14 protein-coding genes are annotated in these 13,236 nt (G+C 58.9%); 10 read left to right on the top strand and 4 right to left on the bottom strand.

The genetic code is table 11. The annotated features are described in order from the left end of the window. Positions 1-198: 198 nt before the first annotated feature. The 6 genes from THALAR_RS14645 (at position 199) to THALAR_RS14670 (ending at position 4,544) form a co-directional block, all read left to right on the top strand. Entirely contained in the window at positions 199-753 is a 555-nt protein-coding gene (locus tag THALAR_RS14645; RefSeq protein WP_040818905.1) for a cupin domain-containing protein, read from the top strand. Between the two features lie 332 nt (positions 754-1,085). After that, positions 1,086-1,673: a cation:proton antiporter gene (locus THALAR_RS18175; RefSeq protein WP_322786923.1), complete on the top strand. Its 588-nt coding sequence runs from the start codon at positions 1,086-1,088 to the stop codon at positions 1,671-1,673. 657 nt (positions 1,674-2,330) lie between these two features. Beyond that, positions 2,331-2,798, top strand: a complete 468-nt coding sequence (locus tag THALAR_RS14655; protein ID WP_021102375.1) for a lytic transglycosylase domain-containing protein — start codon at positions 2,331-2,333, stop codon at positions 2,796-2,798. Next, positions 2,795-3,151, top strand: a complete 357-nt coding sequence (locus THALAR_RS14660) for a hypothetical protein (RefSeq protein WP_021102376.1) — start codon at positions 2,795-2,797, stop codon at positions 3,149-3,151. Before THALAR_RS14655 ends, THALAR_RS14660 begins: the two co-directional genes overlap by 4 nt. A gap of 244 nt (positions 3,152-3,395) precedes the next feature. Further along, entirely contained in the window at positions 3,396-4,022 is a 627-nt protein-coding gene (locus tag THALAR_RS14665) for a queuosine precursor transporter (RefSeq protein WP_021102377.1), read from the top strand. A gap of 270 nt (positions 4,023-4,292) precedes the next feature. Then, a complete protein-coding gene (locus THALAR_RS14670; protein ID WP_021102378.1) occupies positions 4,293-4,544 on the top strand; it encodes a DUF4377 domain-containing protein in 252 nt (83 codons plus the stop codon). Between the two features lie 27 nt (positions 4,545-4,571). On the opposite strand, the gene THALAR_RS14675 is transcribed toward THALAR_RS14670, so the two are convergent. Continuing rightward, positions 4,572-5,012, bottom strand: coding sequence for a hypothetical protein (locus THALAR_RS14675; protein ID WP_021102379.1), 441 nt, complete (start codon positions 5,010-5,012; stop codon positions 4,572-4,574). A gap of 5 nt (positions 5,013-5,017) precedes the next feature. Next, positions 5,018-6,139 carry a Dot/Icm T4SS effector Zinc-dependent metalloprotease LegP gene (gene legP, locus THALAR_RS14680; RefSeq protein WP_083483492.1) on the bottom strand — a complete coding sequence of 374 codons (1,122 nt, stop codon included), beginning with the start codon at positions 6,137-6,139 and terminating at the stop codon, positions 5,018-5,020. Between the two features lie 388 nt (positions 6,140-6,527). Here legP and THALAR_RS14685 point away from each other — a divergent pair, with 388 nt between their 5' ends. From THALAR_RS14685 to THALAR_RS14700, 4 genes are read left to right on the top strand one after another with little or no spacing between them, the layout of a single operon-like run. Then, positions 6,528-8,639, top strand: a complete 2,112-nt coding sequence (locus THALAR_RS14685; RefSeq protein WP_021102382.1) for a DEAD/DEAH box helicase — start codon at positions 6,528-6,530, stop codon at positions 8,637-8,639. 42 nt (positions 8,640-8,681) lie between these two features. Next, positions 8,682-9,104 carry an alternative ribosome rescue aminoacyl-tRNA hydrolase ArfB gene (gene arfB, locus THALAR_RS14690; protein WP_021102383.1) on the top strand — a complete coding sequence of 141 codons (423 nt, stop codon included), beginning with the start codon at positions 8,682-8,684 and terminating at the stop codon, positions 9,102-9,104. Then, the gene (locus THALAR_RS14695) at positions 9,094-10,368 is read left to right on the top strand and encodes an aspartate aminotransferase family protein (protein WP_021102384.1); all 1,275 of its coding nucleotides are present in this window, start codon (positions 9,094-9,096) and stop codon (positions 10,366-10,368) included. Before arfB ends, THALAR_RS14695 begins: the two co-directional genes overlap by 11 nt. Further along, the gene (locus THALAR_RS14700) at positions 10,358-11,332 is read left to right on the top strand and encodes a phosphotransferase enzyme family protein (protein WP_021102385.1); all 975 of its coding nucleotides are present in this window, start codon (positions 10,358-10,360) and stop codon (positions 11,330-11,332) included. Before THALAR_RS14695 ends, THALAR_RS14700 begins: the two co-directional genes overlap by 11 nt. Here the strand turns inward: THALAR_RS14700 and pncB are convergent. Next, positions 11,305-12,597: a nicotinate phosphoribosyltransferase gene (gene pncB, locus THALAR_RS14705; RefSeq protein ID WP_021102386.1), complete on the bottom strand. Its 1,293-nt coding sequence runs from the start codon at positions 12,595-12,597 to the stop codon at positions 11,305-11,307. The genes THALAR_RS14700 and pncB overlap by 28 nt on opposite strands. Then, complete coding sequence (gene pncA, locus THALAR_RS14710; protein ID WP_021102387.1) at positions 12,590-13,198, bottom strand: bifunctional nicotinamidase/pyrazinamidase; 609 nt, start codon at positions 13,196-13,198, stop codon at positions 12,590-12,592. The genes pncB and pncA overlap by 8 nt, the downstream gene beginning before the upstream one ends. Positions 13,199-13,236 lie beyond the last annotated feature (38 nt).

Genomic DNA, 13,236 nt, shown 5'->3' on the forward strand with positions numbered 1-13,236 from the left:
TTGGCGGGCTGCATGATCAAGTGTTTAAAATTCTCAGTAATACGTTTATTATATGTGTCAATATGCAATCGCACAGTTCAAAGCTCTAGATCTGAACACCCTAATTGGTAGCAATCCGCCGTTCGAAAAGTATTTCGATGAGCTGGATCCTGGATTAGGAGTTGTTCTTACGAACAAAAAACGTCAGAGGCGCCACGCGTGGATATTGGAAAAAGACTTCAAGCACTCCGAAAGGCACGTGGTCTGTCACAGCGTGAACTTGCCTATCGTGCAGGCTTGACGAACGGAACGATTTCGCTGATCGAGCAAAATAAGACCAGTCCTTCGGTCGCTTCGCTCAAGAGCCTTCTAGACGCAATTCCTATGAGTATTGCAGAGTTTTTTGCAAACATTGAACAGGAACAACAAGCTACCTATTTCTATGCTGCGGATGAGTTCATCGAAATTGCCCCACAATCTGACGGCGCTACCGTATCATTGCGCCAACTCGGACAAGCCAGCCAACATGCGTTGCAGCTTCTCGACGAATCTTATCCACCAAATGCCGACACCGGGCCCGAGCCGTTGTCCCATATTGGTGAAGAAGCGGGGATCGTGATCCAAGGCGAAATTGAGATCACCGTGGCGGATCAAGTTAAGGTGCTCCGAGTTGGCGAAGGGTACCTCTTTGACAGCCAATTACCCCATCGCTTCCGCAACATAAGCGACTCCACGTGCCGGATTATCAGTGCCTGCACGCCGCCGACCTTTTAGCGTCGAAGCCCCAACAATTCAGCCGGCTTTTGGCCGCCTACTATGATATTGTCACACGAATTGTTTCGGTTGGAGTCGGCAACATTCTTACTTAACGAATAAGTAGAAGTACTATTTCAACCATTGAGCTGCGCCGGCACTTCCGAGCCGCAAGCCAACTCTGCTGGTGGTGAAGTGGTCACGTCTGAGGGGGCGTCATTCCTATTGGTGGTCATTGGCTGCGACGCAGAAAACCTGAAACTTTGGGCTGATTTTGTTGAAAAACTCATGCTTGATCGTTTGTTGATCGGCTGGTTCAATTCTCTCAACGAGTGTAGATTTCTGTCGTCGCGCTGACGATGGTCGCTTTTCTGCTTGGTGGCGAGTTGACGCGCGAAAATTTGGCCAGCAATGGACGGGCGATCTTCTCGATCTCGCTGAGCGTCGTGATCGGGACAACTTTAGCTATCTGGGCTGGCCTCTCTGCATTTGGCCTCGATCCCCGCCTCGCGCTGTTACTGGGGGCGATTGCGACGGCAACGGACCCTGCTGCCATCTCCGAGGTCATCCGACAGTCCGGCATGCGCAACGGCTTCACCGCAACACTCAAAGGCATTGTCGCGATTGACGATGTCTGGGGCTTATTGATGTTCAGCATCTGCCTTGCGCTTGTGGATCAGTCCGGTGGTTGGGCGGCACCTATTCTGGGGGCGGGGCGCGATATCGGAGGCGCAATTCTGCTTGGTTTGTGTGTCGGCATCCCGTCCGCCATCCTGACTGGTCGATTGCCCCCCCGGAGAGCCGCTCCAGACAGAGGCTATTGGCGTCGTCCTGTTGACCGCGGGGCTCGCGATATGGCTCGACGTCTCATACCTCGTGGCGGGTATGACGGCAGGCGCGTATATTGCGAACTTTGCCCGACATCACGGCCGTGCTTTTAACCAAGTCGAACATATCGAATGGCCTTTCATGCTGCTCTTTTTCTTGCTTGCGGGGGCGTAACTCAAAGTGCACGCGCTTTGGGCGCTTGGATGGATCAGTCTGGCCTATGCAGGTCTTCCGGTAGCCGCGCGCATAGCCAGTTGTGAGATAGGGGCACGGTTAGGCCGCGTGTCTGTTGAGCATAGGCATATATACGGTCCAGCACTTCATCCGCAGGCAGGCGTAGCCGTTGGCATGACACTGGTCGCCGAAGAAACGTTTCCCGCATGGGGGCAACCATAGTGACGCTGACGATTACAAACACAGTCTTCTTTGAAATTGTCGGGCCGCCCGCTAGGCTTTTGACCTTGCGCATCTTCGAGCGCGCTCAGCAAGGCGGCGCAAAATAAGCTGCCGCGTCCTTCACCCAAATTTCCGCTTTAGTTCGCACGGCTCTCGCAACGCCGCCCGGCAGCTGTCGTTTGTGCTGGATACAGCATTCGTCACTTTGGGCTCCAAGCTGACATATACACTGCACGGGCGCATTGCCTCACCTTCCAAAATCGCGTCCCACTCTAGAAGCAACATTCACCACTATCCCCACCCCTAGCAACAAGCCGCCTATCCCGAAACACCGCGCTTGGCAGACCCACCCCAGCGCGGCTATCCCATCTGCTATGATACGTACATTTCTTATCCTCATGGTGCTGGCCCTGCCCGCCTGCTCAAGTTCCGCCCCGAACGAGGGCGCAGGGCAACGCCAGGCAATTCCGCTGCACCCCAACGAGACGCCGGAGCTGCGCCTGCTCATCAACAAATACGCCGATCACTACGAAGTGCCGCGCGCGCTGGTGCATCGCCAGATCATCCGCGAGAGCACCCACCGCCCCGAGGCCCGCAACGGGCCTTACTATGGCCTGATGCAGATCCTGCCCGCCACCGCCCGCACCATGGGCCACCGTGGCCCGCCGTCCGAATTGCTCGACCCGGAGACGAACCTGAAATACGCCGTCAAATACCTGCGCGGCGCGTGGTTGCTCTCCGACGGCAGCTATGACAACGCGGTCAAATGGTATTCCCGCGGCTACTACTACGAGGCCAAGCGCCGCGGCATGCTGGTCGAAACGGGGCTGCGGTCGGGATGAAGGCGGCGGCATTCGCACTCCTGCTGCTGCCGCTCCCCGCCCATGCCACCTATATGTCGGACTGCATTATCGAGGGTGTCGTGACCAACACGCCCGTTCTTGAGCTCCCCAACGACGCAGACGCCGAAGGCCCAGCTTTCGAGTTCCGCGTGACCGGCAGCAAACCTCCCCCCGATGGCGCGCGCAATGACGGCGATTGCCGCGCATTCATGGACGAGGTTCTTGCCGTCACCCTTCCCTCGGGCAGCGCCATGCCGGTTCAAGGCGACCGCCTGACCCTCCGCCTGATGGAGTTCGACACCGAGGATATTCCCCGCACGCGAACCTTCACTCTGGCTCCGCCCGCGCGTTAACCTTTCGGCGGTTCCGCCCCCTGCGCCGCCCGCCTTGCCCGACGCAAAGCCGACACTTTGCCGACGCTTCGCAGACAGGCCGAGATCCCAGTCCTCTCAAGGTTAACAGCCCTCCCGAAGACCCGCGCCGTTGCAGGCCTTCCGTCGACCGTTCGCCAAGTTAACCCTTGCCAACGCCCGACCGGTCCCGTAAGTGCCGCCCCATCCAACAAGTCTCCGCTACCTTGTCAAAACGGAACCCATTATGACACGTCTCCTCCCCGGCATCCTTGCCATGGCCACCGTCGTGGTCGCCTCCAACATCCTTGTGCAATTCCTGTTCGGCAACTGGCTGACATGGGGCGCATTCACCTACCCGATCGCCTTTCTGGTGACCGATGTGATGAACCGCGTCTACGGCCCAAAAGCCGCACGGCATGTTGTTTTTGCTGGCTTTTTCGTGGGTATCGCCTGCTCCCTCATCGGCTCGCAAATCATGCTGGAATACGGCCCCGCCGTGCCCCTTCGCATCGCCGTGGCCTCCGCCATCGCGTTTTTGACTGCACAACTATTAGATGTGTCCATCTTCGACCGTCTGCGTCAGGGCGCTTGGTGGAAAGCCCCGCTGGCCTCGACCCTCATCGGCTCCATCGTGGACACCGCGCTGTTTTTCACCATCGCATTCTCGGCGTCCATCACGCTCTTTGGCGCGGGAAATGACGCAGCAATTTCATGGGCTTGGGAGAGCGTGCCGCTACTCGGACAAGGCCAAGCCCTGCCGCTCTGGGTCTCGCTTGCCATCGCCGACTGGTCGGTGAAACTGGCCGTAGCCCTGCTCGCGCTGATCCCCTTCCGCATGATCGTCACGAAACTTTCGCATCGGTCTGCGTAAAAAACTCTTGCTTTGAACACAAGATGTGGCACCCTCCAAGGTAACAGCAACCAGAGAAAGGAGGTGTCCATGTCTAGAGTGATATTGGAGCGAGGTGTCAGGCAAGGTACGGAGGTGCGTGTCTAGGGGCAGCCCCCTAACCCACACCGAGGTATCGGGTCACACCATCTGACCCACCTCCATCAGATCTCGGAAAGGGCGCCCCTGCTGTGGGCGCCCTTTCTTTTAAGCGTCGCTAGTCACAAAACCGCAGATGTGCTACTGTCAGTTATGGAAAAAACGAAGCTCACCATTGCACCCGATCTGGTCGTAGACCCCAACATCTCGGTCGAGCCGATGATGCAGGTCAAACGTGATGGCGGCGACTGGGAATACCTGTCCGACACCATCCACGGCTTCACCCATGAACCCGGCGTAGAGGCCGAGGTGGAGGTCGAGATAACCTCCGACCCGAACCCGCCCCCCGGCGCATCCAGCCTTCGCTATGACCTTGTCAGGGTGATTTCCAAACAGCCGCGCTGACCCCCGCAACAGGGATCAGCGCTTTTTTCAGGCAAGTTCCGCCTCGTCCTCCACAAAGCCTTCCGGCTCGATGGCTGGAGCGGACCCGCCGTCCTCGGCATCGGACGGCGCATCCGGCACCGGAGCCTCCTCCTCGTCCAGTTCGGCATAGTCCTCCGGCGTGAAGTCCGGCGCAGCCCCGCCTTCGACCGCTTCGCCAGCTACCGCAACGCTCTGCTCCTCTTCGGTCGCTGGCTCTGGCAAATCCAGATCAGGCATGTCGGGTGGCCCGCCGGTATCCACGCCGGAGCTGCCTTCGTCCGGTTCTGACGAGGTATCGGCATCACCTGGTGCGTGATCCTCCTCTTCGGTTTCCGGCTCAGGCACGCTGCCCGGACCGCCGCTGTCCACGGCGTCGGCAAACTCGGCCTCGGCAGGCTTTGCAGCAGCCTTCTTGCGGGGTTTAGCTGTGGTCTTTTTCGCAGCCATGACCCTTACCTCACCCATCCAAGCACGTGATACCGCGCTTCGATATCAACTGGCGTTCCAGTGCGGTTCTTGACCGTGATGAAGTATTTCAACAAAGAGCCGAAGTTGCGCGTGCTGTCAGTTTGCAACTGCACATGGGTCTTGAACTCGATGTCGCCGTTCATCGGTGACGTCGGCACCACGCTCCAGTCTACATGCCAATGCGCAGGCCAGCTATGTGTGAACCAGGTCCGTTCCTGATTGCCTGCAAGCCGTCCGGTGAACTGCGTGCCGAGCCAGGAACGCGACGGTTCCAGATTGGGATACATCGCCCGCACCGCCGCCACGTCACCTGCCGACAAACCGCTGCGCTGGCCGATCGTGGCACCCGCCTGCAACGGCACGATGGTCGGCTGCCCGTTGCGCGAGAACGCGGTCGCCCCATAGTGCATGATGGAGCCGTAGTCGTAGCGTCCATAATCATCGCCGTCGGTGATATGTTGGTTAAAATTATGCTCACGCCCGGGCTGGATATTGGCATAGTTGATACGCACATGGCTGTTGCGGTCTTCGCGGCTTTGCTCGTGCCACAGGCCCACGGCATGGCCGATCTCGTGGATGGTCGCGCCAAGTCCGCAACCGCCCGCAAGGCCGATATCCTGCTTTCCGCCACGCCGACCCACATAGCTCCAGCAGCCGCTTGCGACGCGGAAATTCACGTAGTCGGGATAGCGCGACGCGTTGGCGCTGGTGCGGCGCACGAAGCGGATTTTGGTTTTGGATTGCCAGTGCGCAATCGCTTGCTGGACGCGGCTCTGGTTGGGAAGGCTCGGATGAATTACATACGGCACGATCCCTTGCGGCCAGCGATACCTGCGACCGGTAATTCCGACCCCATGGGACACATCGGGGTCTTCCGGGTCAGCATCCGCCGCCTGCCGCACTTCGGCAGCGTTCGCCGCCACCTCTTCCGCCGTGCCAAGCACGATGCAGCCTTCGAAAATCGCCAGCTTCTGGGTTTGACCCGTGTCCGGGTCTTCGTCCTCGACGATGGCGTATTTCACTGGTTTGTAGTCGAAATTCTGGCCAAAAATATAGCCTTCTCCGGTTTCGTCGGAGTCGAGCATTGGTCCACATTTATCGCACATGTGACGTCTCCTGAATGTTGATTAGAATTGGGTATCGGTAAAATGCGTCACCTTTGACGCTGGGTAATTTTACCATGAAAGACCCTCATTTCCAAAAATGAGCTAAGTCGGCTCCATTATTGAAAAAATAGAGATTTGTTGAGATTTTTCGCAAAATTGGCACTGCTCAGACGCACAAATCACCCACATATCACGGCTTTTTCACGGCTTGCAGGATCGGTCTCTATTGCGTCAAAACGTCGTTTTTCCAAGCAGGCTCTATACTTCCGCCGCGATCAGGCGTAGACGGCGCAGCTTGCGGTGCGCGCTCGGGGCACGGGCCGCTTTTTGGTGGCCGACAGGGGTGGCCGCTGTTTCCCTTTTTGCCCTGACCAGAAAGACGTGACCCGTGATTGATACCATTCAAGACGCGCTTACAGAGCGCGGCTATACCGACCTGACACCTGTTCAAACTGCCGTAACCGCTTCCGAGCTTGGCGATGCTGACCTGTTGGTCTCGGCCCAGACAGGGTCCGGCAAAACCGTGGCGTTCGGCCTCGCTATCGCGCCCACTTTGCTGGGCGGTGAGCAAAAATTCGACCGCGCCGCAGCGCCGTTGGCCTTGATTATCGCACCGACCCGCGAACTGGCCTTGCAGGTCAAACGCGAGCTGTCCTGGCTCTATGCGAAAGCTGGGGCCGTTGTTGCGTCCTGCGTGGGTGGCATGGACATGCGTGACGAGCGCCGTGCGCTTGATCGGGGCGCACATATCGTCGTAGCGACGCCGGGCCGTTTGCGCGACCACATCCAACGCAGCTCCATCGACCTGAGCGAAACCCGTGCCGTCGTGCTGGACGAGGCCGATGAGATGCTGGACCTGGGCTTCCGCGAAGATCTTGAGTTCATCCTGTCCGAGGCCCCTGACACCCGCCGCACCTTGATGTTTTCGGCCACGGTTCCGGCTTCGATTGCCAAGCTGGCGAAGAGTTACCAGAAGGACGCTGTTCGCGTCTCCACCAAGGCTGAAAATACCCAGCACGCCGACATTGAATACCGCGCCTTGACCGTAGCCCCGCGCGATGCAGAGAACAGCCTGATCAACGTGCTGCGCTACTACGAGGCGCCCACCGCGATCGTGTTCTGCAACACCCGCGCCATGGTGAACCGGCTGACCACGCGCTTTTCGAACCGCGGCTTTTCGGTCGTGGCCTTGTCCGGCGAGCTGAGCCAGAACGAGCGCACACACGCGCTGCAATCCATGCGCGACGGTCGTGCGCGAGTTTGCGTGGCAACGGACGTTGCGGCCCGTGGCATCGACTTGCCCAATTTGGAGTTGGTGATCCACGCAGAGTTGCCGAACAACCATGAGACCCTGCTACACCGTTCTGGCAGAACCGGACGCGCTGGCCGCAAAGGCGTGAGTGCGTTGATCGTACCAGCCAAGATGCGGCGCAAGGCCGAACGCCTGTTGCAGGGCGCCAAGGTCAAGGCCGAATGGGGCGAAGCGCCGTCCGCAGATGATGTAAACGCGCGTGACGAAGAACGCTTGTTCGCCAACCCCGTGTGGTCCGAAACCGCGACGAAAAGTGAGGCCGAGCTGGTCACGAAACTAGTCGAGCGCTTCTCGCCCGAGCAGATCGCCACAGCCTACACGCGCCTCTTCCGGGAGCGCCAGTCCGCGCCGGAAGATCTGGCGCCGTCAGGCTCCGACGCGCCGAAAGAACGCCCAGCATTTGGCGAAAGTGTCTGGTTCTCGATCTCTGTCGGTCGCAAGGACAACGCCGAGCCGCGCTGGCTGCTGCCCGCCATGTGCCGCGCGGGTGACCTGACCAAGGACGACATTGGCGCTATCCGTATCCAGCAGAACGCCAGCTTTGTCGAAATCCTGAAAACCAGCGTCGATGGCTTTCTGAAAGCTCTTGGCGATGGCATGAAGCTGGAAGAAGGGGCAATCGTCACCCGTCTTGATAAAGCGCCGGATTTCAATGCGATGCCACGGCCTCAAGGGGGGAAGAAACCCTACGAGAAGAAGTCGTTCGACAAGAAGCCCTATGAGAAGAAACCCCATCGCGGGGACTACGATACGCCTCCGCGGCCTGCGACAACCGAGCAGCCGAAGTCCGGCAAAAGCATCAGCGATGCGCGCCCGGAAGGTGCCGTGACTGAACACAAGCCGCGCGTGACGGGTGAGAAGAAGCCGTATGAGAAAAAACCCTACGACAAAAAGGGCGAAAAGAAACCATACGATAAGAAGCCACGCGGCGACAAACCCGCTTTCGACAAGAAAAGCGATGGAAAAAAGCCGTTCCGCAAGGCCGAAGGTGACAAACCTAAATTTGACAAAAAGCCCGGTGGTAAGAAGCCGTTCAACAAATCCGATGGCGGCAAACCCACCGGCAAACGCCCGGCCGCCAGTGCCAACGACACCTCCAAGCGTTTCACACCTCCGGGCGGCAAGGTGAAGCCACGTGTGAGCAAGGGCGCAGGTGCCACCCCAAAGCGCGGCAAAGGGAAGCCTTAATCCGGCATATTCAACACGCGGATCATACGGTATCAAAGCCGCATGATCCGTGTGAATGACTCCATCACCATAGAAGACTGGGAACTGACCGAGAGCTTTACCCGCGCTCAAGGACCGGGCGGTCAAAACGTCAACAAGGTCGCCACAGCGGTCGAGTTGCGGTTCGAAGCGGCGCGGTCCCCGAACCTGCCCGCCCATGTAAAAACCAGACTGAAACGGCTTGCCGGACGTCGCTGGACGACCGAGGGGGCATTGATTGTGTTCGTGCAGGACACCCGCTCTCAGGCGCGCAACCGCGCCATTGCCGAGGAGCGTCTGCGCGATTTGATATTGAAGGCGCTTGAAACTCCGAAACGACGGATCAAGACTCGCCCCACATTGGGCTCTCAACGCCGCCGGATTGCGGCCAAGAAACAGCGTGGCCAAATTAAATCCCTGCGAGGAAAGGTAGACGATGACGACTGACCTACTGGCGCGGCGCGAGCGTTTGCTCGGCCCCAACGTGCCCATTTTCTACGACGAGCCGGTGCATCTGGTACGTGGCGAAGGTGTGTGGCTTTGGGATGCCGACGGGCGCAAATATCTGGATTGCTACAACAACGTGCCACATGTCGGTCACTGTCATCCGCATGTGGTGGAGGCAATCACGCGGCAGGCGTCCACCCTGAACACGCATACGCGGTATTTGCACGAGGGCATCCTCGACTACACCGAGCGTCTGACCGCGACGCTTTCTCACGACCTAAGCCAGTTGATCATGGTCTGCACAGGGTCCGAGGCCAATGACATCGCCCTGCGCATGGCGCAGGCGGTCACGGGGAAAACCGGGATCATCGCCACGGACAACACCTATCACGGCAATACGCTGGCAACCTCACAACTATCGACGCGCCGCCCGCCCATCGGGGGTTATCCACGCAACGTCAGACTGGTTCCCGCGCCCGATACGGTTCGTCCTGTCGGTGGCTCCCTCGACGGGCAGGCTCAAGCTTTTGCCGACAACGTCGCAAACGCCATCGCCGAGCTGGAGGCGGAGGGCTGTGGCTTTTCGGGCTTCATGTTCTGCCCGGTTTTCGCCAACGAAGGCATTCCTGCCATTAAACCCGGCTTTCTCGACCCCACGGCCGAAGTGGTCCGCCGCGCGGGCGGGCTGATGCTCTGTGACGAGGTGCAGCCCGGCTTCGGTAGGATCGGCGACACGTTCTGGGGCCATGACTGGCTCGGCATCGCGCCGGACGTTGTTACAATCGGCAAGCCGATGGCGAACGGCCATCCTGCGGCAGCGGTCATCGCGCGGCCCGATATCATGTCGGCCTTCCGCACCGCGTTTGGCTATTTCAACACCTTTGGTGGCAATCCGGTCAGTTGCGCCGCCGCAATGGCGACGTTGGACGTTATTGAATCTGACGGACTACAGGAAAACGCGCGCGCGGTCGGCGCATACGCGCTGGACCGGCTGAGACGCCTTGAACATCCGTGGAAAGCAGAGGCGCGCGGGTCGGGATTGTTCTTCGGCGTCGAATTCGTTCGACCTGACGGAAAACCGGCAACGGACTTCGCGGCACAGTTGGTCGAATTCATGCGCCGGAACGGCGTGCTGATGAACCGGATCGGACGGGATATGAACACCCTGAAGATGCGCCCGCCCATGCCGTTCGGCACGGAACATGCCGACCTTGCGATTGACTTGCTGGAGCAGGCACTTCGGGAAGTTCCGCATGTTGAATGAGGTGGCGGCGAAAAAAGCGAAACTTGCCGCCGAGAGTTGGGGCGGCTTGGACGCGCCCGCGCGCATGATCCGCAACCGAGAGAACGCAGTGTTCGAGGTCATGCTGAAGTCCGGTCAACATGCAGCACTACGTCTGCATCGGATGGGGTATCAGACGCCCGCAGCGATAGAGGCAGAGCTTGTCTGGACGGACAAGTTGCGGGCAGAGGGTTTTGCCTGCCCCGAACCAATAAAGACGCAAGATGGCGGGTGGATTGCGAAATTGCCGGATGGCCAGATTGCTACTTGCGTGGGCTGGATCAACGCCACCCCGATCGGCGAAAACGGGGTGCTGTTCGATGGCTCCGTCGAAGCACACTGCGCCCAGTATCGTCAGGTCGGGGCGCTGATCGCTCAACTTCACCAAGCAACGGCGCGAATTGATTGCGCGGGGCTTGAACGCCCGATGTGGGATCTTGACGGCTTGCTGGGCGAGGACCCCCATTGGGGGCGCTTCTGGGAGAACCCCGCGCTTGACCCTGATGAGGCCCGACTGCTGCTTCAAGTCAGGGACGCGGCGCGCGAGGATCTAGAGCGGCGAAACTTGCCCCTGTCGCTTATCCACGCAGATCTTCTGCAAGAGAATATCATGCAAGATAAAGACGGTCTGTGGCTGATTGATTTCGATGACGGCGGCTTTGGATATCACGGCTATGACTTGGGGACGGCGCTGATCCAGCATGCCGAACTGCCCTATCTTGACCAACTCAGTGACGCCATGCTGAGCGGGTACGAGGCCGTTCTGGGACCACAGCCCGATCTGGCAGAAGGCATGCCACTGTTCATCATGCTGCGCGGTATGGCGTCATGTGGCTGGACTATCGCAAGAGCCGCACCCGACCACCCCAGCCACCGTGCCTACGCGGAACGCGCATTGCGCTGCGCGACCACCTACCTTCAGACGACCACCGCCATCTCTTCCTGATCGCCCACGCCAAACACGCGCTTGTAGCGTTCAAGCTCCGAAGCTGGCCCCATGGCTTTGCGCGGGTTATCAGACAGTTTGACCGTCGGACGATCGTTCGCCGAAACGGCCTTGCACACCAGAGAAAATGGCGCGAGGCCATTGTCCGGCACAAGCCCGCGGAAGTCATTGGTCAGCAAGGTGCCCCACCCGAATGAAACACGTACGCGCCCTCGGAATTGCTTCTGAAGCTCCACGATCTTGTCGACATCCAACCCGTCCGAGAAAATGATAAGCTTGTTCTTCGGGTCTTCACCACGCGATTTCCACCAGCGAATGGCCCGCTCGGCACCTTCCGCCGGATCACCGCTGTCGATGCGGATGCCCGTCCAGCCCGCCAGCCAATCCGGTGCCCCCGCAAGGAAACCTTCCGTGCCGTAAGTATCCGGCAGGATGATGCGCAGGTTGCCTTCGTGTTCATCATGCCAGTCAGCCAGAACATCGTAGGGCGCCTGTCGTAGAGCCTCGTCGCTTTCAGCCAAGGCGGAATAAACCATCGGCAATTCGTGCGCATTCGTGCCGATCGCCTCTACCTCACGACGCATGGCAATCAAACAGTTGGAGGTGCCGACGAATTTGTCGCCCAATCCTTCCTGCATGGCCTGAACGCACCAGTCCTGCCACATGAAGCTATGACGCCGCCGCGTGCCGAAATCTGCGAGGCGCAAGTCTTCAACGCCCTGCAACTTCTCGACCTTTTCCCAAAGCCGCGTCATCGCCCGCGCGTAGAGCACCTGAAGCTCGAACCGGCCCATGCTCTTCAATACGGCTCGCGATCTCAACTCCATCAAGACCGCCAAAGCCGGTATTTCCCAAAGCATGACCTCTGGCCACTTGCCCTCGAATGTCAGCTCATACTGGCCGTCACGCTTTTCGAGGTGATAGGCAGGCATTTTAAAGTTCTCGAACCACTCCATAAAGTCCGGGCGAAACATCTGACGCTTGCCGTAAAAGGTGTTGCCGCGCAGAAAGGTACTCTCGCCGCGCGATAGAGACAGCGAGCGGATGTGATCGAGTTGTTCGCGCAACTCGCCTTCGTCCACCAATTCGGCCAGCCGGATGTCTTTGGTGCGATTGATCAGCGAGAAGGTCACGTTGGTGTCCGGCTTGTTGCGGAACACCGACTGGCACATCAGCAATTTATAGAAGTCCGTGTCGATCAGTGACCGCACGATCGGGTCGATCTTCCATTTGTGGTTGTAAACCCGCGTCGCAATATCAACCATTGAGCCTGACCCCCGCCTTTTCCATCCCGGTCAAAGCGGCGTTCCGCGACCCATCAAGATCAATTGCACGGCACAGGGCCGTTTCTACCGTCACCTCGAAGCCAAGCTTTGCGCCATCTACAGCCGTGAAGTTAACGCAATAGTCGAGGGCAAGGCCAACAATGGTCAATTTCGACACGCCGCGGGTGCGCAGGTAGCCTTCAAGCCCGGTTGGTGTCGCATGGTCGTTCTCGAAAAAGCCGGAATAACTGTCCACCAACGGGTTGAAGCCTTTGCGAATGACGACCTGAGCAGGGTCGGTTTTCAGCGCAGCGTGAAACGCAGCACCTTGGCTGCCTTGGACACAATGGTCAGGCCATAGAACTTGTGGCCCATAAGGCATCTGGGTGATGGAGAATGGCGCCGCCCCGTCATGTGAGGACGCAAATGAGGAATGGCCCGCCGGATGCCAGTCCTGCGTCAGAATGACCACACGGAACTCTTCCATCAAATCATTGATAGGGTTGATGATTTCATCCCCGCCAGTAACGGCTAGCGCGCCGCCCGGGCAGAAGTCATTCTGGACGTCAATTACAATCAAGGCTTCGTCGGCCGCTCGCATGTCTCGTCCTTCCGATGATGTGCCTGAACTTGCTAGGG

It is taken from the genome of Litoreibacter arenae DSM 19593, from assembly GCF_000442275.2.
Taxonomy (GTDB): Bacteria; Pseudomonadota; Alphaproteobacteria; order Rhodobacterales; family Rhodobacteraceae; genus Litoreibacter; species Litoreibacter arenae.

Excerpts from the sequence above, each read along its gene's own strand:
- THALAR_RS14670 (WP_021102378.1), top strand. The coding sequence starts at position 4,293 with ATGGAAAAAACGAAGCTCACCATTGCACCCGATCTGGTCGTAGACCCC.
- legP (WP_083483492.1), bottom strand. The coding sequence starts at position 6,139 with ATGTGCGATAAATGTGGACCAATGCTCGACTCCGACGAAACCGGAGAA.
- THALAR_RS14655 (WP_021102375.1), top strand. The coding sequence starts at position 2,331 with ATGATACGTACATTTCTTATCCTCATGGTGCTGGCCCTGCCCGCCTGC.
- THALAR_RS14695 (WP_021102384.1), top strand. The coding sequence starts at position 9,094 with ATGACGACTGACCTACTGGCGCGGCGCGAGCGTTTGCTCGGCCCCAAC.
- THALAR_RS14660 (WP_021102376.1), top strand. The coding sequence starts at position 2,795 with ATGAAGGCGGCGGCATTCGCACTCCTGCTGCTGCCGCTCCCCGCCCAT.
- THALAR_RS14665 (WP_021102377.1), top strand. The coding sequence starts at position 3,396 with ATGACACGTCTCCTCCCCGGCATCCTTGCCATGGCCACCGTCGTGGTC.
- THALAR_RS14675 (WP_021102379.1), bottom strand. The coding sequence starts at position 5,012 with ATGGCTGCGAAAAAGACCACAGCTAAACCCCGCAAGAAGGCTGCTGCA.
- pncB (WP_021102386.1), bottom strand. The coding sequence starts at position 12,597 with ATGGTTGATATTGCGACGCGGGTTTACAACCACAAATGGAAGATCGAC.
- arfB (WP_021102383.1), top strand. The coding sequence starts at position 8,682 with ATGATCCGTGTGAATGACTCCATCACCATAGAAGACTGGGAACTGACC.
- pncA (WP_021102387.1), bottom strand. The coding sequence starts at position 13,198 with ATGCGAGCGGCCGACGAAGCCTTGATTGTAATTGACGTCCAGAATGAC.
- THALAR_RS14700 (WP_021102385.1), top strand. The coding sequence starts at position 10,358 with ATGTTGAATGAGGTGGCGGCGAAAAAAGCGAAACTTGCCGCCGAGAGT.